The 18,790-nt window shown below is 71.4% G+C and carries 18 protein-coding genes; 5 read left to right on the top strand and 13 right to left on the bottom strand.

Annotated elements, in window-relative coordinates:
- Positions 1 to 88: 88 nt before the first annotated feature.
- Positions 89 to 745, bottom strand: a complete 657-nt coding sequence (locus VFA06_RS02825) for a DUF3000 domain-containing protein (protein WP_324838775.1) — start codon at positions 743 to 745, stop codon at positions 89 to 91.
- 226 nt (positions 746 to 971) lie between these two features.
- Here VFA06_RS02825 and hemE point away from each other — a divergent pair, with 226 nt between their 5' ends.
- The 3 genes from hemE to hemQ are packed head-to-tail and all read left to right on the top strand — an operon-like array spanning position 972 to position 4,283.
- Positions 972 to 2,075 (top strand): uroporphyrinogen decarboxylase, encoded by a 1,104-nt coding sequence (gene hemE / locus VFA06_RS02820; RefSeq protein ID WP_349260027.1) that lies wholly within the window; start codon positions 972 to 974, stop codon positions 2,073 to 2,075.
- 25 nt (positions 2,076 to 2,100) lie between these two features.
- Entirely contained in the window at positions 2,101 to 3,579 is a 1,479-nt protein-coding gene (gene hemG, locus VFA06_RS02815) for a protoporphyrinogen oxidase (RefSeq protein WP_324838773.1), read from the top strand.
- On the top strand, positions 3,576 to 4,283 hold the full coding sequence (hemQ, locus tag VFA06_RS02810) for a hydrogen peroxide-dependent heme synthase (RefSeq protein ID WP_324838772.1): 708 nt from the start codon (positions 3,576 to 3,578) through the stop codon (positions 4,281 to 4,283). The genes hemG and hemQ overlap by 4 nt, the downstream gene beginning before the upstream one ends.
- Positions 4,284 to 4,313: 30 nt before the next feature.
- Here hemQ and VFA06_RS02805 read toward each other — a convergent pair whose 3' ends face one another.
- The 6 genes from VFA06_RS02805 to VFA06_RS02780 all read right to left on the bottom strand — a co-directional run bounded on the left by VFA06_RS02805 (position 4,314) and on the right by VFA06_RS02780 (position 9,735).
- Positions 4,314 to 5,363 (bottom strand): agmatine deiminase family protein, encoded by a 1,050-nt coding sequence (locus VFA06_RS02805; RefSeq protein ID WP_324838771.1) that lies wholly within the window; start codon positions 5,361 to 5,363, stop codon positions 4,314 to 4,316.
- Between the two features lie 15 nt (positions 5,364 to 5,378).
- Complete coding sequence (locus VFA06_RS02800; protein WP_324838770.1) at positions 5,379 to 7,076, bottom strand: urease subunit alpha; 1,698 nt, start codon at positions 7,074 to 7,076, stop codon at positions 5,379 to 5,381.
- Positions 7,073 to 7,831 carry an urease subunit gamma gene (gene ureA, locus VFA06_RS02795; RefSeq protein WP_324838769.1) on the bottom strand — a complete coding sequence of 253 codons (759 nt, stop codon included), beginning with the start codon at positions 7,829 to 7,831 and terminating at the stop codon, positions 7,073 to 7,075. Before ureA ends, VFA06_RS02800 begins: the two co-directional genes overlap by 4 nt.
- 210 nt (positions 7,832 to 8,041) lie before the next feature.
- On the bottom strand, positions 8,042 to 8,443 hold the full coding sequence (locus tag VFA06_RS02790) for an MmcQ/YjbR family DNA-binding protein (protein WP_324838768.1): 402 nt from the start codon (positions 8,441 to 8,443) through the stop codon (positions 8,042 to 8,044).
- A 13-nt stretch (positions 8,444 to 8,456) separates the two neighbouring features.
- On the bottom strand, positions 8,457 to 8,864 hold the full coding sequence (gene msrB / locus VFA06_RS02785) for a peptide-methionine (R)-S-oxide reductase MsrB (protein ID WP_324838767.1): 408 nt from the start codon (positions 8,862 to 8,864) through the stop codon (positions 8,457 to 8,459).
- Between the two features lie 118 nt (positions 8,865 to 8,982).
- On the bottom strand, positions 8,983 to 9,735 hold the full coding sequence (locus VFA06_RS02780; protein WP_324838766.1) for a dihydrofolate reductase family protein: 753 nt from the start codon (positions 9,733 to 9,735) through the stop codon (positions 8,983 to 8,985).
- A gap of 204 nt (positions 9,736 to 9,939) precedes the next feature.
- Here VFA06_RS02780 and zapE point away from each other — a divergent pair, with 204 nt between their 5' ends.
- Complete coding sequence (gene zapE / locus VFA06_RS02775) at positions 9,940 to 11,031, top strand: cell division protein ZapE (RefSeq protein ID WP_324838765.1); 1,092 nt, start codon at positions 9,940 to 9,942, stop codon at positions 11,029 to 11,031.
- 72 nt (positions 11,032 to 11,103) lie between these two features.
- A complete protein-coding gene (locus tag VFA06_RS26015; RefSeq protein ID WP_324838764.1) occupies positions 11,104 to 12,570 on the top strand; it encodes a polyphosphate kinase 2 family protein in 1,467 nt (488 codons plus the stop codon).
- A 43-nt stretch (positions 12,571 to 12,613) separates the two neighbouring features.
- On the opposite strand, the gene VFA06_RS02765 is transcribed toward VFA06_RS26015, so the two are convergent.
- The 6 genes from VFA06_RS02765 to cysD all read right to left on the bottom strand — a co-directional run bounded on the left by VFA06_RS02765 (position 12,614) and on the right by cysD (position 18,779).
- Positions 12,614 to 13,342 (bottom strand): sirohydrochlorin chelatase, encoded by a 729-nt coding sequence (locus tag VFA06_RS02765; protein WP_324838763.1) that lies wholly within the window; start codon positions 13,340 to 13,342, stop codon positions 12,614 to 12,616.
- Positions 13,339 to 14,286, bottom strand: coding sequence for an ABC transporter permease (locus VFA06_RS02760; RefSeq protein ID WP_324838762.1), 948 nt, complete (start codon positions 14,284 to 14,286; stop codon positions 13,339 to 13,341). The genes VFA06_RS02765 and VFA06_RS02760 overlap by 4 nt, the downstream gene beginning before the upstream one ends.
- Positions 14,279 to 15,079, bottom strand: coding sequence for an ABC transporter ATP-binding protein (locus VFA06_RS02755; protein ID WP_324838761.1), 801 nt, complete (start codon positions 15,077 to 15,079; stop codon positions 14,279 to 14,281). Before VFA06_RS02755 ends, VFA06_RS02760 begins: the two co-directional genes overlap by 8 nt.
- 98 nt (positions 15,080 to 15,177) lie before the next feature.
- Complete coding sequence (locus VFA06_RS02750) at positions 15,178 to 16,308, bottom strand: ABC transporter substrate-binding protein (protein ID WP_324838760.1); 1,131 nt, start codon at positions 16,306 to 16,308, stop codon at positions 15,178 to 15,180.
- A gap of 243 nt (positions 16,309 to 16,551) precedes the next feature.
- A complete protein-coding gene (locus VFA06_RS02745) occupies positions 16,552 to 17,889 on the bottom strand; it encodes a sulfate adenylyltransferase subunit 1 (RefSeq protein ID WP_324838759.1) in 1,338 nt (445 codons plus the stop codon).
- Positions 17,890 to 17,891: 2 nt separating this feature from the next.
- Complete coding sequence (gene cysD / locus VFA06_RS02740; protein ID WP_324838776.1) at positions 17,892 to 18,779, bottom strand: sulfate adenylyltransferase subunit CysD; 888 nt, start codon at positions 18,777 to 18,779, stop codon at positions 17,892 to 17,894.
- Positions 18,780 to 18,790: the final 11 nt, after the last annotated feature.

The raw sequence follows: 18,790 nt of genomic DNA, 5'->3' as shown, positions 1-18,790 counted from the left end.
GGGGCGGGAGTAGGCGCGCGCGGTCCGGTGCGGCGGCGGGGCGAGTTAGCGGGGGTCGGCAGGACGGTCACGCCCGCGACGGTGCGGGTCAGCGGGAGGTCGGCAGGACGGTCACACCCGCGACGAGGGGCGGCAGGCCGGCGGCGGTGGCCAGCAGGTCGAGCCAGGCCCGGAAGTGGGCGTCGAAGGCTGCTTGGGCCAGCTCCTCGGTCCACTCGCCCTCGGCGCTGCCGGGGGGAGCAGGGGTCCAGGACGCGCGCAGCTCTACCGACGTGTTCGCGGGGCGTTCGGCCAGTTCGCCGAAGGACATCGAGGCGCAGCGGGAGACCGTGCCACCGAGGACTGCGTGCCGAGCGTCGTGCTTCTCCATCGCCTCGGTGAGCCAGGACCAGGCCACGTCGGGCAGCAGCGGATCCTCGGCGATCTCGGCCTCCAGGTCGGCCTGGGCGAGCGTGACGCAGCGGAAGACGCCGCGCCATTCGGCGTGGCCTTCCGGCTCGTAGAGCGCCACGAAGCGGCCGGAGGCGACCTCGTCACCGTCCGCGTCGGTGACCGCGACCGACACCGCGTGGCTGAAGGAGGCGAGCCGGCGCGGTGGCGGCAGAGCCTCGACCTCGAACTCCGGGCGCAACGGCACCCCGGCGATCCCCGCCACCGCCCGGTCGAACAGCGGCTGAGCCGCCGCCTCCTCCGGTTGCGGCTGCGCGGTGCGGATCCCGCGGTGCCCGCGATGCGCGTCGGCCATAACGGCAGCGTACGTCCGCGACCCACCGGTTCGCGGCACGCCGCGCCCGACCGCTTGAAGCGACCTGTGAAAGTCATCACAAAATGCGCTTGCCGCGAACTGCCGTCCACTGCGCCGGACAAGCCGGGCGGCGTGCGAGGATCGACCTGTGAGTGGTGCGCACCCGAACCGGCCGGGATCTGCAGAGCCGGAGCAGCAGCAAGTGGGCCGAGGCGTTCCCGATGAGCTGTCGGAGGAGCGGGGGGCGCGGAATTCGCAGGCTGGCTCGCCTGGCTCGGCTGAGGCGGTAGGGGTCCGGGCTGCCACGGCGCAATCCGCGTTCATCCGTGCGTGCCGCCGCGAGCCGGTGCCGCACACCCCGGTGTGGTTCATGCGTCAGGCCGGGCGCGCGCTGCCGGAGTATCGCAAGCTGCGCGAGGGTGTGCCGATGCTGACCTCGTGCACCATTCCCGAGATGGTCGCCGAGATCACCTTGCAGCCGGTGCGTCGGTACGGCGTGGACGCCGCGATTTACTTCAGCGACATCGTGGTGCCGCTCAAGGCGATCGGCATCGACCTGGACATCAAGCCCGGCGTCGGGCCTGTCATAGAGAAGCCGTTCCGCACCGAGGCCGACCTGGAGCGGCTGCGTGTGCCGACCCCGGATGATCTTTCGTTCATCACCGAGGCGGTGCGCATCCTGACCGCCGAACTCGGGCCGACCCCGCTGATCGGCTTCGGCGGCGCGCCCTTCACCCTGGCCAGCTACCTGATCGAGGGCGGCCCCTCGCGCAGCTACGAGCAGACCAAGGCGATGATGTACGGCGCGCCCCAGCTGTTCGCGGCGCTGCTCGACCGGCTCGCGGACATCACGGCCGCGTTCCTGAGCGTGCAGTTGAGCGCCGGGGCGAGCGCGGTGCAGCTGTTCGACTCGTGGGCCGGGGCGCTGGCTCCGGTCGACTACCGCACCCACGTGATGCCCGCGTCCGCGAAGGTGCTCGCTGCGGTCGCCCACTTCGGCGCGCCGCGCCTCCACTTCGGCGTCGGGACCGGCGAACTGCTCGCGCTGATGGGCGAGGCCGGAGCCGACGTGGTCGGGGTCGACTGGCGGGTGCCGCTGGACGAGGCCGCGCGGCGGATCGGTCCAGGAAAGGCCGTGCAGGGCAATCTCGACCCGGCAGTCGTCTTCGCGCCCTGGGAAGCAGTCGACGCCGCGACCCGCCGGGTGCTGCGCGACGCCGATGGGCTCGAAGGGCACGTTTTCAACCTGGGGCACGGCGTCGGGCCGCAGACCGACCCGGACGTGCTGGCGAGGATCGTAGAACTGGTACACGAGGTGAGTGCACGATGAGCTTCCGTGGCGGTCGATGAGAAATATGGCCTCGACGACTAGTAACTCCGGCGCACGGCCACGGCGGCTCGCGGTTGTGGGCGGCGGCATCACCGGGCTGACCGCGGCGCAGGTCGCGGCCCGCGCCGGATGGCAGGTGACGCTCCTGGAAGCCGGCTCACAGACCGGGGGGAAGCTCGCGCTCGGCGGCGTCGCGGGCGTGCAGGTCGACCTCGGCGCCGAGTCGATCCTGGCCCGCCGGCCGGAGGGCACCGGCCTGGCCGAGGAAGTCGGGCTGGCCGAGGACCTGGTGCATCCGGCGACGACCGCGGCCGGGATCTGGAGCCGCGGCGAGCTGCATCCGCTGCCCGGCGGTCAGCTGATGGGTGTGCCCGGCGATCTGCGCGCGTTGGCGGCCAGTGGGCTGCTCAGCGCGGCGGCGCTCGCGCGGGTGCGGGCCGACCGGTTACTGCCGCGAACGCCGGTCGAAGGCGACGTGGCGGTCGGGGAGTACGTCGCCCGACGCGTCGGACGCGATGTCGTCGACCGGCTGGTCGAACCGCTGCTCGGCGGGGTCTACGCCGGGCACGCCGACCGACTCTCGCTCGCGGCCACGGTGCCGCAGCTCGCGCCGCTGGCCATCGCGGGTACGTCGCTCACCAACGGCGTGCGCGACCTGCTCGCCGCGAGGTCCGGAAGCGAATCCCGCGGCCCGGTCTTCGCGGGAATCCGCGGCGGGGTGGGGCGGCTGCCGATCGCGGTGGGGGCGGATGCGAAGCGGCACGGTGCTGAGCTGCGTGTTGGGGTTGGCGCCAGGGCGCTGACGAAGACGGTGGACGGGTGGCGGCTGGAGCTGTCAGACGGGACGGCTTTGGACGCTGACGCAGTGGTACTCGCGGTGCCGGGACCCGAGGCCGCGCGGCTACTGGGCGAGCACGCCACGACTGCGGTCGAACAGCTCGCCGCGATCGAGTACGCGTCGATGGCCATCGTCACCTTCGCCTTCCCGGGCGCGGCCATAGGACCCGAAGGGCTGCCCGGCTCCGGATTCCTCGTGCCGCCGGTGGACGGCCGCGCGATCAAGGCATCGACCTTCTCCACCGCCAAGTGGCCGTGGCTGGCGCACGCCGCAGGGAACCTGGTGATTCTGCGCGCCTCGCTCGGGCGGCACGGCGAGGAGAAGGACCTCGACCGCGACGACGAGGACCTGGTGAAGACCGCGCTGTCAGACCTCACCGACGCGATCGGCATCACCGCGGCGCCCATCGACACGCACGTGCAGCGCTGGATGGATGCCCTACCGCAATACGCAGTCGGGCATCTGGATCGCGTTGCTGCGGTACGCGCCGCGCTGCCGAAGGGGATCGCCGTCGCCGGGGCTGCGTACGACGGCGTGGGCATCCCGGCGTGCATCGCGTCGGCGCGTAGGGCGGTTGTCGAGTTGGGTGCGATCGGTGCGATGAACTCTGAAGCGCTTACTGATGTGAAGCAAGACGGCGACGACGAAGGAAGAGAAGAGTCATGACCGAGACCACGCCGATCAGCCGCAAGGCCCGCGAGCTGAACGAGGTGATCCGCTACACGGCGTGGTCCGTCTTCCGCGTGACCAAGCAGCTGCCGGAGGACAGCCGGGGCGCCTTCGCGCAGGAGGTCGACGAGCTCTACGCCGACCTCGCCGAGAAGGACGTCGTCGTGCGCGGCACCTACGAGATCTCCGGCCTGCGCGCGGACGCCGACCTGATGATCTGGTGGCACGCCGAGACCGCCGAAGCCCTGCAAGAGGCGTACTCGCGCTTCCGCAAGACCGGGCTCGGCCGGGCCTGTGAGCCGGTGTGGTCGAACATGGCGGTGCACCGCCCCGCCGAGTTCAACAAGAGCCACATCCCGGCCTACCTGGCCGGCGAGCAGCCTCGCGCGTGGATCGCGGTCTACCCCTTCGTGCGCGGGTACGAGTGGTACCTGCTGCCCGACGAGGAGCGCCGCCGTCTGCTGGCCGAGCACGGCATGATGTCGCGCGAGTACCCCGACGTGCGCGCCAATACGGTCCCGTCGTTCGCGCTCGGCGACTACGAGTGGATCCTCGCCTTCGAGGCCGACGAACTGCACCGCATCGTGGACCTGATGCGGCACCTGCGCGGCTCGGAGACCCGGCGGCACGTGCGTGAAGAAGTGCCCTTCTACACCGGGCGGCGGCGGTCGGTGGCGGAGATCGTGGACGCGTTGCCGTAGTGGCGTGGCGCGGCTGAAGCCGATGCCGCGTCAGACGCGGGGCTGCTGCTGGGTGATGCAGTGGATGCCGCCGCCGCGGGCGAAGATCGGCCGCGCGTCGACGAACTCGATCTTGCGGTCCGGCAGCAGCTTGGCGAAGATCTCGGCGGCTTGCTCGTCGCGCGGATCGTCGAATCCGCACATCAGGGCGAGGCCGTTGGCCAGGTAGTGGTTGACGTAGGAGTAGTCGACCGGTTCGCCGTCCTCTTCGAGCACCGTCGGTGCGGGGAGTTCGACGACTTCCAGGCGGCGGCCCTGCGCGTCGGTGGCGGCGCGCAGGATCGCGGCGTTCTCCTTGCAGACCTCGTGATCCGGATGCGCCGGGTCCGGCTGCGTGTGCACCACGACGACTCCCGGCTTAACGAACGCCGCGACGATGTCGACGTGCCCGCGCGTACCGAACTCGCCGTAGTCGCGGGTCAGGCCGCGGGGCAGCCAGATCACCTTCCACGCACCGAGGAATCCGCGCAGCTGCGCCTCGACCTGCTCGCGCGTCCAGCCCGGGTTGCGGCCCGGATCGAGCTGCACCGTCTCGGTGACCAGCACCGTGCCGGCGCCGTCCACGTGAATGCCGCCGCCCTCGTTGACCATCGGCGAGGCGAAGCGCCTGGCCCCGGCCAGTTCCGCGACGGTCTCGGCGATCTCGGCGTCCTTGTCCCAGCTGGCCCAGGACTGCGCGCCCCAGCCGTTGAAGATCCAGTCCGCAGCGGCGAGACCGGCCTGCTTGGCGCCGCTCGCGGGGCGGGTCAGGAAGGTCGGGCCGATGTCGCGCATCCAGGCGTCGTCCAGCGGCCGCTCGACGAGTGTCACCGCGGGGTCGAGCCAGCGGCGGGCCGAGGCCGTCGCGGTTTCGGCCGGGTCGACCACCATGGTCAGCGGCTCGTAGCGGGCGATCGTGTTGGCGACCTGCGACCACGCCTGATACGCCTCGTCCGGGTCGTCGCCGAGCGTGTAGCCCTCGGTCGGCCAGGCCATCCAGGTGCGTTCGTGCGGCTGCCATTCGGCCGGCATGGCGTATCCGTGCTCTGCGGGCGTGGTCATGGCGCGGCGTGGCTCCTACAGGAAGTAGAGGCGGGAGAGGGGGACGGAGTCTGCGGGGGCTGATTCGATCGGCGCGCCGTCGAGGGTGACCCGGCCGGTGGCCGGATCGACGCGGACCGCGCCGGTGCGGCTGTTGCGGACCATGGCGCCGGGACCGATGCCGCGGGTGCCCCGGACCGCGACCCTGCGCCGGCGCGTCGGCGTCCGATCGTCTGCGGCCTGCACGGCGGCGCCTGCCACGAACGCGACGGAGAGGTCTGCCGCGGTCGCGCCGTGCCCGCCGAACTGCGGTCCGTACACCAGCGGCTCGCAGCGATCGGTGGACGCGTTCGGGTCGCCGACCACGCCGTACGCCGGGAAACCGGCTTTGAGCACGAGGTACGGCTTGGCGGCGAACGAGGACGGGTTCCACAGCACGATGTCCGCGAGCTTGCCGACTTCGAGCGTGCCGATCTCGTGCGCAAGGCCGTGGGCGATCGCCGGATTGACCGTCAGCTTGGCGATGTAGCGCAGAACGCGGTCGTTGTCGTGTGCCGCGCCGTTCAAGTCAGCAGTCTCGGCGCCGCGTTCCGTCTTCATCTTGTCCGCGACCGCGAAGGTGCGCCGGACCGTCTCCCCGGCGCGGCCCATGCCCTGTGCGTCGGAGGAGGTGATCGGGATGACGCCCAGATCGTGCAGCACATCCTCCGCGCCCATGGTCCCGGCGCGGATCCGGTCGCGGGCGAGTGCGGCGTCCCCGGGCAGGTCCGTCTTGAGTCCGTGTGCTGAGACGATCATGCCGAAGTGCTCGCCGAGCGCGTCCCGGCCGAACGGCAGCGTCGGATTGGTCGAGGAGCCGATGATGTTCGGCTCGCCGGCCAGCCGCAACACGTTCGGCACGTGCCCGCCTCCGCAGCCTTCGATGTGGAACGCGTGAATGGTCCGCCCCTCCAACACGGACAGCGTGTCCTCGACGCTCAACGCCTCGTTCAGTCCGTCCGTGTGCACGGCGACCTGCACATCGAAGTCCTCAGCCACACGCAGCGCGGTGTCGAGGGCGCGGGCGTGCGCACCCATGTCCTCGTGCACCTTGAACCCGGACGCGCCGCCCTCGGCCAGCGCCTCGATCAGCGGGGCCGGGTCGGAGGAGGAGCCGCGGGCGAGGAACCCGATGTTGACCGGCCAGGCGTCGAAGGCATTGAACGCGTGCCGCAGCGCCCACGGCGAGTTGACCCCGACACCCCAGACCGGCCCGAACTCCTGCCCGATGATCGTGGTCACGCCGGAGGCCAGTGAGGCCTCCATGATGCGGGGCGAGAGCAGGTGCACGTGCGTGTCGATCGCTCCGGCGGTCGCGATGAGGCCCTCGCCGGACACGATCGCGGTCCCGGTGCCGACCACCACGTCGACGCCGTCGAGGGTGTCCGGATTCCCGGCCCGCCCGATCGCGTGGATCCGGCCGCCGCGAATGCCGATCGAGACCTTGCGGATGCCGAGCGCCGCGTCGATGACCACGACATTGCTGATGACGAGGTCACAGGTATCGGCGACCGAAGCGGCCTTGAGGTGCAGGCCGTCGCGGGCGGTCTTGCCGAATCCGGCCAGGAACTCGGAACCGGGTTCCTGCGCGTCATCTTCGACCTCGATGATCAGGTTCGTGTCGCCGAGGCGGATGCGGTCACCCTTGCGCGCGCCGTGTACGGACACGTAGTCGTGTGGCTCGAGCTTGCTCATCGCGCGCCGTCCTTCGGTTCCTCGGCGGCGATGTGCGGCTCGAATTCCATCGCGTATCCCTCGGCTCGTGCCCGGTCGAGTGCCGCCTCGCGCGCGCCCGGAGCATCGAGCGGACCGTCGACCAGCCCGGAGAAACCGATCGCGATGCGCGCCCCGCCGATCGGCACGAGCGCCACCTCGACGACCGCGCCCGGTTCGAACCGCGTGGACGAACCGGCCGGGATGTCGAGCCGTAGCCCGTACGCGGCGGCTCGGTCGAACGCCAGCCGCCGGTTCACCTCGAAGAAGTGGAAGTGGCTGGTCACCGAGATCGGCACGGCGCCGGTGTTGCGGACCGGCAAGCTCGTCACCGGCGGGCGTTGGCCAGCCGCCGCGTCCCAGGAGGCGGTTCGCGCGTCGTCCCGGTCCTCGCGCGGCAGGATCGCGCCCGGCGCCCGCCCGCCGAGCGAGGCGCCGCGAAACGGCTCGGAGATCACGGCCAGCCGCGTGCCGTCCTCGAATACCGCCTCGACCTGCACCTCGGTGACGATGTCGGGGACGCCGGGCAGCACCTCGGCCGCCGAGAGCACGCTGCGCCCCGCCTCGATCGCCTCGGCCAGCCGCAAGCCGTCCCGCGCGGCCTCGCACACGGTGTCGGCGATCAGCGCGGTCGCCTCCGGCACGTTCAGCAGCAGGCCGCGGGCGCGCCGGGCCCGAGCCAGTTGCGCCGCGCCGAACAGCAGCAGCCGGTCCCGCTCCGTGGGGGTCAAGCGCATCCGGGCTCCCGCGAGGACGACGAGTCGCAAAGTCGCACTGACGGCCGCGCGGCGGGACGGCTGAGGCCAGCGCGCCCGCGCCACGGCGGCTGCGATCCAGCCAACCGCATCCCCGGCGGGTCCGCAAAGGATCTCGCCTGATCAAGCTGTGCGCGTTTCGCGGCCGCGCCTGCCGATCTGGAAAGCGCCGGGGCCGCGGCGAGCCCGGCGTCAGGGAGGCGTGCCGAGGTAGGCCTGGACCAGGTCCTTGGGCGCACGGCACAGCCAAGCCTCGATGAGCAGCTCGCGCAGATTCTCAACGTCGATCGGGCCGAGACGCACGAGGACGGAGGCGTGACCGTCGAAATGCGGCGTCGTGAAGCAGACGTCCGGATCCGAGGCCAGCAGCGCTTCTTTCGCGGCGAGATCCGGGACCCGCACGCCCAGAATCGGGCCCTGCGGCGCGGCGGCGCCCAACGCATCGAGGTCGGCGCGGCGCAGCGGTCGTTCCCAGGCGAAGCTCTTGTCGGCGCGCTTGTCCCGCACCCGCCAGTCGAGCGTGCCATGCGTCGTGCGCTCGAACGTCTCCGGCAACGCGAGCGCGATGCGCCGCACGTCCTCCCAGGTCGCCATGGGCCGAGCCCTTCTACTCCTCGGCCGGTTCGAGGGTGAGGCTGATGGAGTTGATGCAGTAGCGCTGGTCCGTGGGGGTCGGGTAGCCCTCGCCCTCGAAGACGTGGCCGAGATGCGAGCCGCAGCGGGCGCAGCGCACCTCGGTGCGGACCATTCCGAAGGAGCGGTCCTCCACCAGCTCGACCGCCTTGGAGTCGGTCGGGTCGTAGAACGACGGCCAGCCGCAGTGCGAGTGGAACTTGGTGTCCGAACGGAACAGCTCATTGCCGCAGGCGCGGCACTTGTAGACGCCGACCGTCTCGGTGTCGGTGTACTCGCCGGTGAAGGCGGGTTCCGTGCCCGCTTGGCGCAGGACGCGGAACTCCTTCGGGGAGAGCTCGGCGCGCCACTCGTCCTCGGACTTGGTCACCTCGTAGGTCATGATTCGAGCGTAAGGCCGCTGCGCGGCTCTCGGGGCCGCGGGGTGGCGGGGTAAGCGGACGGTAATGGGGTTCAGAGGGAACTCAGAGGATGCGCCGCGCTGGTCGCGGCGGCCGCGGTCAGGGCGTGGCGCGATTGGTGACGAGGTGGCGGGTGAACAGGAATCCGTCCTCCGCCAGTAGCGTGTGCAGGGTCAGCGGGAGGGGCGGTTCGAGCGGCGGGCCGTCGAGGATGCGCATCGCGTGGCCGGCCAGCAGTTGCGGCGAAAGGGCGAGACAGAGTTCGTCCAAGCGGCCGACGCGGGCCACTTCGGCGAGCAGATGCGGGCCGCCCTCGCACAGGATCCGGCCGCGGCCGGACGCCGCCAGCCGGTCGATGGCGAACCGCACGTCGGCGCGGCCGGTGCCCGCGATCAGCACCTCGCCGGCCTCCTGCGCCACGGCCAGGCGATCCGGGGGTGCGTCGCTGACCGTGATGGTGATCGTGGGGACCGCCGCCTCGCGGTAGAGCGGCGCGTCGAAGTCGAGCTCGAGGCTCGCGCTGATCACGGCGATCGCGGCGGCCGGGGCCTGGCCGGCGGCCTCGCGCAGGCGCGCGTACTGTTCACGCGGCGTCGCGGGCTGACGGTATCCCTCGGTGCGGACCGTGGTCGCCCCGACGAGGATCACGTCGGCCAGGCCGCGCAGCGCACGGAAGACCTTCTTGTCCGCCTCTCCGGACAGTCCGCCGGACTTGCCTTCCGCCTGCGCCGCCCCGTCCGCGGAGGCCACCATGTTCGCCCGGACCCAGCGGCGGGTGTGACCGGGGTACGCGTACACCACGGCCAGATCGGGTTCGACGTCTCGGTTGGGTCGCGGAATCAGTTGGCGCACATCGTCAGCGTGACACAGCCGCGCCGCTATCGCAGCCGTACCGGGAGCCCGGTGGGAGCGGGCCGCACGGCGTGCGAGCGGGTCGTGCTCAGGCCGTGATATCGCTCACAGGCTACCGTTGACCTGCGCAGATGTGCCCGGGGGAGAGGAAGGTCACGCCGCCGGCGGCCGGGTTCGCCGTCATGGCGGAAATACGATCGTGAGGTGACGGTGATCTTAAGCACGCAGATACCGGGGCGCCTTGCCGGGCGTGTTCCGACGGTCACGCCCGAGCGGCTGCTCGCGGAACTCGTGCCGCCGCCGCGCTTCGCATCCGCACGCTTCGACACCTATGTACCCGATCCCAACGAGCCATCGCAGAGTGCTGCGCGCGACCTCCTCGCGGCAGCGGCCGAACGGCCCGGAGACGAGCGGCGCACACCGCGATTCTCGGCCCGGCGCCTGCTGGGAAGGGGTGCCGGTTCGCCTAACGGCGGCTTCGCGGCATTCGAAGGGAAGGCCGGGGTCTACCTCGACGGCGGTTACGGCGTCGGCAAGACGCACCTGCTGGCGTCGCTGTGGCATGCGACGGAGGGGCAGAAGTCGTACGGCACGTTCGTGGAGTACACGAATCTGGTCGGCGCGCTCGGCTTCGCCGCCTGCGTCGCGCGTCTGGCCACCCGGGAACTGGTGTGCATCGACGAGTTCGAACTCGATGACCCCGGTGACACGGTGCTCATCAGCACCCTGCTCACCCGGCTGGCCGAGGCGGGAGTGCGGCTCGCGGCGACGTCGAACACGCTGCCGGACCGGCTCGGCGAGGGCCGGTTCGCCGCGGCTGACTTCCTGCGCGAGATCCAGGGCCTGGCCGCGCGTTTCGTCACGCTGCGCATCGAGGGCCGCGACTACCGCAGGCGCGAGGCCGCCGCGGCGCCCGCTCCCGCGAGCGAGGCGGACATCGCGGCGTTCCTGGACGCTGACGAGCCCGGGCGGGTCGTGGACGACTTCGGCGAACTGACCGACCATCTCGGGACCCTGCATCCGAGCCGCTACGGCGCACTGCTCGACGGAGTCGAGGCGGCAGCGCTGCGCGGACTGCGGCCGATCGACGACCAGAACGCGGCGCTGCGGCTCGTGGTGCTGGTGGACCGGCTGTACGATCGTTCGATCCCGGTTCTCGCCTCAGGCGTGCCGGTTGACCGGCTCTTCACCCCCCAGCTGCTGGCCGGCGGGTACCGCAAGAAGTATCTGCGCGCGACCTCGCGCCTGGTCTCGCTGGCGAGCGCCGGAGCCGCGCTGGTCCCGGCGCGTTCCTGACGGCCGGCCGGTGAAGTGCGAGAATCGCGTAAACGACCGAGCGGACGGCTCGACTGACTGAGGAGCGGCCACGTGGCGAAGTCTGGGAGCAAGGGCGACGGCAAGCGCCGTGCCGACGAGAAGCTCAAGAAGCGCGACGCGGACGAGGCCAAGAAGGCGGCCGGGGACAAGAAGGCCAGCGGCGATAAGAAGGCTGCCGCGGGCACGAAGAAGGACAAGCAGCCGGCCACGGTGACGCTCGCCGAGCGCGCGGTCGAGAAGGCCTCCGTGGGCGCGACCGCGCGCTCGAACGGAGCCACGAAGCTCAAGTCGGTCAAGCTCAAGCGCGCCGAGGGCACCCAGCAACTCGTGGAGCAAGTCGCGGCCGAGATCGTCATCGCGGAGCTCGACCGCGCGAACAATCCGGAACAGGCGGCCGCGGACTTCCCCGCGCTTACTCCGCAGAGCATTGAGACGGTGAAGGCGGCCGCGGAGGGCCACAAGAAGAGCGCGCGCAAGGGTGGCGCTAAGAGCGGCGGCAAGGGCAAGAACGCGGCCACGGTGGCGCCGGAGGCGGTCGCTGCGGACACGGTAGCCGCGGACGCGGACACGGTAGCCGCGGACGCGGCCGCGCCGGAGGTGGCGCCGGAGACGGCTGCGAAGGGCAAGGCCGCACGCGGGAAGTCTGCGCAGAAGAGCGTGAAGCAGGAGGCTGACGCTGCTCCGATTCCGTTCAGCGAGCTGCTGCGGGTGCCGGCCGGGTCGGTGGACCTCGCGGCGATCGACCCCGCTTCCACGCCCGGCGTCTCCTCCCGCGACCAGGCCGAGGAAGAGCTGCCCAAGCTCGCGGTCCGGCTGGAAGAGCTCCAGGAGCGGCTGTTCGCGGCGGCGCGCGGCGGCGACAGCAACCGCAGGGTGCTGCTCGTCCTGCAGGGCATGGACACCTCAGGCAAGGGCGGCACGGTGCGCCACGTCGTCGGCCAGCTCGACCCGAACGGCACCAGGCTGACCGCCTTCAAGGCGCCCACCGAGGAAGAGCGCGCGCACGACTTCCTGTGGCGCATCCGCTCGCAGCTGCCGGTCGCCGGCGAGGTCGGCATCTTCGACCGCTCGCACTACGAGGACGTGCTGATCGCCCGAGTGCGCAAGCTCGCGCTGCCGATGATCATCGGCCGGCGGTACCAGCTGATCAACGGCTTCGAGCAGAAGCTCGTCGCGGACGGCGTGGTGTTGGTCAAGTGCTTCCTGCACATCTCCCGCGAGGAGCAGAAGCAGCGCCTGCTGGCCCGCCTCGACGACCCGGCCAAGCACTGGAAGTACAACCCCGGCGACGTGGACGAGCGCGCGCTGTGGCCGCAGTATCAGGACGCTTACCGCATCGCGCTGGAGAAGTGCTCGACGCCGGACGCGCCCTGGTACGCCATCCCGGCGGACCACAAGTGGTACCGCAACTACGCGGTCACGCGGCTGCTGGTCGAGGCCCTGGAGCGGATCGATCCGGAGTACCCGGCCGGTAAGTTCGACGTCGAAGTCGAGCGCAAGCGCGTGCTGGCGAGCTGATCGCCGGGCGGCGCGGCCACGTCGACTCGTACAGAGCGACGCGTCAGGCCGCTGCGACGGCGGCGGCGGTAGCCGGGAGTGAGGGCGCGGGCCGCATCCCGGCGGCCTGCGCATAACGCTCCAGGACGAGCTGGACGAGTTCTGCCGGCGGCTCGCTGTCCGGCGTCGTCAACGGAGCCGCGATCGGAACGCGCGCCGCGAGCGCGTCGGCGCGCACCCGGTCGTACAGCAGGCCGGGCGCCAAGAAGTACGAGGCGACGGCGATCCGCGACGCGCCGGCGGATCGCAGCGCCCTGATGGCGCTCGTCGTCTCCGTTGGGGCGATCGTGGCAGAGGCGACGACCACGTCCAGGTCCGAATCGGCGCAGTCCGGGCCCTGCTCACCCAGACGCCGCCGCATCGCCGCGTCGAGCAGCGGATCCGGTCCCAGCGGATCGGCGACGAGCAACGCCGGCGGACGACGCAGGACGCGGCGCGCCTGCGTGGTGACAGCCGGGATGTCGTGCCCGACGTGATAGCCGTGGCTGAGAAAGAGCGGCAGCACCACGACGCGGCGCGTATCTTCGTGCGCTGCCGCGACAAGCCGGGCGAGCGCGGTAGGTACGTCCGGGCCGCACAGGTCGAGGAAACCCAGCTCCGCACGCAGCCCCGGCCTGGCCCGGCACACCGCCGCCAGCAGCCCGCGCAGCGAGGCTGCGTGGCGCGGGTCGCGCGAGCCGTGGGCCACGGCGAGCAGCGCGGGGCGCGAGATGTGTGCGTGCGGGGCGGTCATGAACGGCTCAGGCCCCTGGTACGCAGCAGCCGCCGCTCAAGCGGGGCGAAGAAGACCTGGTTGATGCCGATCCCGATGATCAGGATGATGATGATCGAGCCGATGGCCAGCGACAGGTCCAGGTTGTCCTGGGCGAACTTCATCACCTGGCCGACCCCGGGCCCCAGCGACGGCGAGATCGCGATCAGCTCCGCGGCCATCAGCGAGCGCCAGGCGAACGCCCAGCCCTGCTTCATGCCCGAGACGTAGCCGGGCAGCGCCGCGGGGAACAGGACGAAGCGCACCGAGTCGAGGCCGCGCGCGCCGAGGTTGCGCCCGACCCGGAGGTAAATCGGCGGAACCCGGTCAAGGCCGTCGATCAGGCCGATCGCGATCGAGGGCACCGCGCCGAGCAGCACCACCGTGTAGATCGTCGCCGAGGTGACGCCGAACCAGATGATGCCGATCGGCACCCACGCCACCGAGGGCAGGTTCTGCAGACCGGAGAGCAGCGGCTGGATCGCGGCGCGCAGCGGGGCGATCCGCGCCACCAGCAGGCCGATCACGGTGCCGATCGCGACCGAGGCGGCGAAGCCGATCGCGGCGCGGTACACCGAGTCCCAGACGGCCGCGCCGATCCGGCTCGGGCCCCAGTTCGTGCGCACCGCGTCCCACACGTCGCCGGGACCGGGCAGCATGATCTCGCCGGAGTGCACGTGCAGCGCGACGAGCAGGTCCCAGATCGCCACGATGACCGCGAGCGCGATGACCGGCGGCAGCACGCGAGCGACCAGGATGCGCCACCACGGCCGCCGGTCCTTGGCCGCCGCCGCGTCCAGGGCGTCAAGGCCGGCTTCCAGCTTGGCGAGCTTGTCGTGGCCGTCGTCGGCCGCGGGCTCGATCCGCGCCGCGGTCTCGTCCAGCGCGGCCGTGGTGGCCGTCACGGTGGCGGTCTCTTCAGCCATGGCGATTGACCTCCGCGTGCTTGGTGATCTCCCGGTGCAGCTCGTCGGTGATCTCACGGGCCAGGTTGGACACGGCGGCGTCCTCGATCCGGCGTGGCTGCGGGATGTCCACCCGCCATTCGCGGGCCACCCGGCCGGGCCGCGAGGAAAGCAGCACCACCCGCTGCCCGAGCCGCACCGCCTCGCGCACGTTGTGCGTGACGAACAGCACCGTCACCCCGGTCTCCTGCCACAGCGCGGTCAGCTCGCCGTGCAGCACGTCCCGGGTGATCGCGTCCAGCGCGGCGAACGGCTCGTCCATCAGCAGCACGTTGGCCTGCTGGGCCAGCGCGCGGGCCAGCGCGACTCGCTGGCGCATGCCGCCGGACAGCTCGTGTGCCCGCTTGTGCGCCGCGCCCTCCAGCCGCACCAGGCGCAGCAGTCGCTCCGCCTCGGCGCGGCGCTCCAGCTTGCCGACCCCGCGCAGCCGCAGCGCCAGCTCGATGTTCCCGGCCGCGGTCAGCCACGGGAACAGCGCGGACTCCTGGAACATCAGCGCCGCCCGCCCGCCGGTCACCTCGATGGAGCCGGAGCTGACCGGGTCTAGACCCGCCACCAGGTTCAGCAGCGTGGACTTGCCGCAGCCGGAGGCACCGAGCAGGCAGACGAACTCGCCTGGCGCGACGGTCAGGTCGATGCCGTCGAGCACCGGCGTGCCGGTCTCCTTGCCGAACCACTTGGTGACGCCGTTCAGCCGCACGGCCGCCGCGGTAAGCGTGCCGGCGCTGGGCGCCTCGTCGATCGTCACGGTCATCTCGCTGTCCTCCTTGGTCCGCCGCCCGGCGGTGGCGGCATGCGTTACGCGGTTCGCCGGGCGGCGGTGTGGGGCGGGAATGCTGTTCAGTCGGTGCGTTACTGGTTACCGAGTCCGGCCGCTGACACAGTCGGCTGCCCGGCGTCGGTCAGCGCCTGGTTGAGCAGGGTCAGGTCGTAGATGCCGTTGAGCGGGGTCTGCTTGAGCAGGCCGTCGGAGACCGCGTGGTCCAGGCTGGTTTGCAGCGAGGCCGCCTCGGGGTCGTTGGTGACGTTCTCCTCGGTCCACGCGCGGGTGATCACCGGGTCCTTGAGCGACTTGCCGGTCAGCTGCTTGATCGTGGAATTGACCAGCGTGGCGGCCTCGGCCGAGTTGGCGCTGACCCAGGCGTTCGCGGCGATCTGGCCTTCGATCAGAGCCTTGACGCTCTGCGGGTGCGCCTGCAGGAAGGACTTGGAGACCACCAGGTTGGTGGTGGCGAACTGGCTGTTAGGCCACAGCGACTTCTCGTCCACGAGCACGTGGCCCTTGCCCTCGACGACCAGGCGGGAGGCCCACGGCTCGGGCACCCAGGCGCCGTCGATCTTCCCGGCCTCGAACAGGGTGAGCGAGGTGGCGTTGTCGGTCGGCGTGATCTTCACGTCGCCGCCGCCCTGCTGGTCGGTCGTGTAGCCCTGCTGCTTGAGCCAGTAGCGCAGCGCCACGTCCTGGGTGTTGCCCAGCTGCGGCGAGGCCAGCGTCTTGCCCTTGAGGTCGGCCGGCGAGTTGATCTTCGAGGAGACCACGAGTTCGGCGCCGGCGTTCTCCGCGCCGGCCACGATGACCAGGCCGCCCTTGGACTTGACCCAGGCGTTGAGCGCGGAGGACGGGCCGACGTACGCGGCGTCGAGCTTGCCGCCGAGCAGTGCGGTCATCTCGTCCGGGCCCGCGTTGAAGATCTGGGTCTCCAGCTTCGCGCCGGCGAGCTTCTGCGCGAAGAAGTTCTTCGCGACGCCGACGATGGCGGTCGTGTGCGTGACGTTGGCGAAGTAGCCGAGACGCACGTCGCTGGCCGCGGTGCCGGCTGAGGAGGCCGAGCTGTTCGCGGCGACCGGGGTGCTGCTGACCGGCGCGGCGGCGTGCGCGCAGGCGGCGGTCAGCGCGAGGGTGGACAGGGCGGCGGCGCCGAGAAGCGCGCGTTTGACGGGGTGGGCGGGGCGGGAGCCGGGCGCGATACGGAGCGGGGACACGTGGATTCCTCGTTCGGTGTCGAGAGAAGAAAGGGGCCTGAGCAAGGCGGCGCGGACTTGGCCGGACCGCCGTGACGAACGGCGTCGATATGCGTCAGCCGCGGGTGCCTCGCGGGCACCGGCTCCGATGAGCGTTCAGAGCACGGCCGGGCAGTTGAGCGAGCTGGTACACCCGCTCAGCCGTCCTGTCTCCCTCGGGTGGATCGCGCCGGAGATCCCGGCGAGTATGAAATCAGGCACCTGCTACACCTCCGCCGTGGCGGCGGCCGGTGCGGCGGCGCTCTGGTCCGCGTGGTGGACGCCGTGCAGCGGCGTGCCGACCATGCCGGCGGTCAGCGTCGCGCCGTCGCTCTCGTCGATGAGCAGGAACGAGCCGGTGCGCCGGTTGTCGGTGTAGTCGTCGAGCGGCAGCGGGGCCGCGACGCGCAGCGTGACCCGGCCGATCTCGTTGACCGACAGCGCCTGCGGGTGCTGCTCCTCGGCCAGCGTGTCGATGTCCAGGCGCGCGTCCAGCGAGCGGACGATCGCCTTGACCGTCTTGGTGGTGTGCCGAAGCAGTACCCTGTCGCCGGAGCGCAGCGGCCGGTCGGCCAGGTGGCACACGGTCGCGGTCACGTCCTGCGTCGCGTGCGGGGCCTGCGCCGCCGGGGCGATCACATCGCCGCGCGAGATGTCCAGGTCGTCGGTCAGGCGCAGCGTCACCGACTGCGGCGCGAACGCCACCTCGACGTCCTGCTCGCCGAGCCGGTCGATCCCGGCGATCGTCGAACGCTGACCCGAGGGCAGCACCACGACCTCGTCGCCGGGCCGCAGCACGCCGGAGACCAGCTGCCCGGCGTAGCCGCGGTAGTCGCGGAACTCGCCCGGGGTCTGCGGCCGCAGCACGTACTGCACCGGGAAGCGCGCCGGATGCGCCTCCGGGCTCTCCTCCACGTCCACGGCCTCGAGGTGCTCCAGCAGCGTCGGGCCGCCGTACCAGTCCATCGAGGCCGAGGGCTCGACCACGTTGTCGCCGGCCAGCGCGCTGATCGGGATCGCGGTCACCTCGGGCACGCCGAGCCTGGCTGCGTACTCGGTGAACTCGTCCGCGATCGGGGCGAAGATCGCTTCGTCGTAGCCGACCAGGTCCATCTTGTTCACGGCGAGCACGACGTGAGGCACGCGAAGCAGGGCCGCCACGGCCGCGTGCCGCCTGGTCTGCTCGACCACGCCGTTGCGCGCGTCGACCAGTACGACCGCGAGCTGCGCGGTGGACGCGCCGGTGACCATGTTGCGGGTGTACTGCACGTGCCCCGGCGTGTCGGCCAGGATGAACCGGCGGCGCGGGGTGGCGAAGTAGCGGTAGGCCACGTCGATGGTGATGCCCTGCTCGCGCTCGGCGCGCAGCCCGTCGGTGAGCAGCGCGAGGTCGGCGCCGTCGAGGCCGCGTTCGCGGGAGACCCGCTCCACCGCGTCGAGCTGGTCCGCGAACACCGCCTTGCAGTCGTGCAGCAGCCGTCCGACGAGGGTGGACTTGCCGTCGTCGACCGACCCGGCGGTGGCCAGGCGCAGCAGGGAGATTTCCGTGGGCGTGGCGGTCATGGCTAGAAATACCCCTCGCGCTTGCGGTCTTCCATCGCGGCCTCGGACAGCTTGTCGTCGGCTCGGGTGGCCCCGCGCTCGGTCAGCGTCGAGGCGGCGATCTCACGGATCACCTGACTGATCGTCACGGCGTCCGAATCCACGGCGCCGGTGCAGGACATGTCGCCGACGGTGCGGTAACGCACCACGCGCCGCTCGACCGGCTCGCCGTCCTTCGGGCCGCCCCACTCGCCGGGCGTCAGCCACATCCCGTCGCGCTGGAAGACCTCGCGCTCGTGCGCGAAGTAGATCTCCGGCAGCTCGATCTGCTCGCGCTCGATGTACTGCCAGACATCCAGCTCGGTCCAGTTGGACAGCGGGAAGACCCGCACGTGCTCGCCGGGCCGGTGCCGGCCGTTGTACAGCGCCCACAGCTCGGGGCGCTGCCGGCGCGGGTCCCAGCCGCCGAACTCGTCACGCAGCGAGAAGACCCGCTCTTTCGCGCGGGCCTTCTCCTCGTCGCGGCGTCCGCCGCCGAACACCGCGTCGAACTTGTTCTCGGTGATCGCGTCCAGCAGCGGCACGGTCTGCAGCGGGTTGCGGGTGCCGTCCGGGCGCTCGCGCAGCCGGCCGGAGTCGATGTACTCCTGCACGGAGGCCACGTGCAGCCGCAGCCCGTGCTTCTCGACAGTGCGGTCGCGGAAGGCCAGCACCTCGGGGAAGTTGTGGCCGGTGTCCACGTGCAGCAGCCCGAACGGCACCGGGGCCGGCCAGAACGCCTTGAGCGCCAGGTGCAGCATCACGATGGAGTCCTTGCCGCCGGAGAAGAGCAGCACCGGGCGCTCGAACTCCCCGGCGACCTCCCGGAAGATGTGCACCGACTCGGCCTCCAGCACGTCCAGGTGCGACAGCGCCCTGGAGG

It is taken from the genome of Actinocrinis sp. (assembly GCF_035653575.1).
Lineage (GTDB): Bacteria > Actinomycetota > Actinomycetes > Streptomycetales > Catenulisporaceae > Actinocrinis.
Note: the sequence above shows the minus strand (reverse complement) of the source record. Positions and strands in the feature narration are given on the sequence as shown.

Bases quoted from the DNA above. Each gene is read 5' to 3' on its own strand.
- VFA06_RS02825 (WP_324838775.1), bottom strand. From the start codon at position 745: ATGGCCGACGCGCATCGCGGGCACCGCGGGATCCGCACCGCGCAGCCG.
- hemG (WP_324838773.1), top strand. From the start codon at position 2,101: ATGGCCTCGACGACTAGTAACTCCGGCGCACGGCCACGGCGGCTCGCG.
- hemQ (WP_324838772.1), top strand. From the start codon at position 3,576: ATGACCGAGACCACGCCGATCAGCCGCAAGGCCCGCGAGCTGAACGAG.
- VFA06_RS02805 (WP_324838771.1), bottom strand. From the start codon at position 5,363: ATGACCACGCCCGCAGAGCACGGATACGCCATGCCGGCCGAATGGCAG.
- VFA06_RS02800 (WP_324838770.1), bottom strand. From the start codon at position 7,076: ATGAGCAAGCTCGAGCCACACGACTACGTGTCCGTACACGGCGCGCGC.
- ureA (WP_324838769.1), bottom strand. From the start codon at position 7,831: ATGCGCTTGACCCCCACGGAGCGGGACCGGCTGCTGCTGTTCGGCGCG.
- VFA06_RS02790 (WP_324838768.1), bottom strand. From the start codon at position 8,443: ATGGCGACCTGGGAGGACGTGCGGCGCATCGCGCTCGCGTTGCCGGAG.
- msrB (WP_324838767.1), bottom strand. From the start codon at position 8,864: ATGACCTACGAGGTGACCAAGTCCGAGGACGAGTGGCGCGCCGAGCTC.
- VFA06_RS02765 (WP_324838763.1), bottom strand. From the start codon at position 13,342: ATGACCGCCCCGCACGCACACATCTCGCGCCCCGCGCTGCTCGCCGTG.
- VFA06_RS02760 (WP_324838762.1), bottom strand. From the start codon at position 14,286: ATGGCTGAAGAGACCGCCACCGTGACGGCCACCACGGCCGCGCTGGAC.
- VFA06_RS02755 (WP_324838761.1), bottom strand. From the start codon at position 15,079: ATGACCGTGACGATCGACGAGGCGCCCAGCGCCGGCACGCTTACCGCG.
- VFA06_RS02745 (WP_324838759.1), bottom strand. From the start codon at position 17,889: ATGACCGCCACGCCCACGGAAATCTCCCTGCTGCGCCTGGCCACCGCC.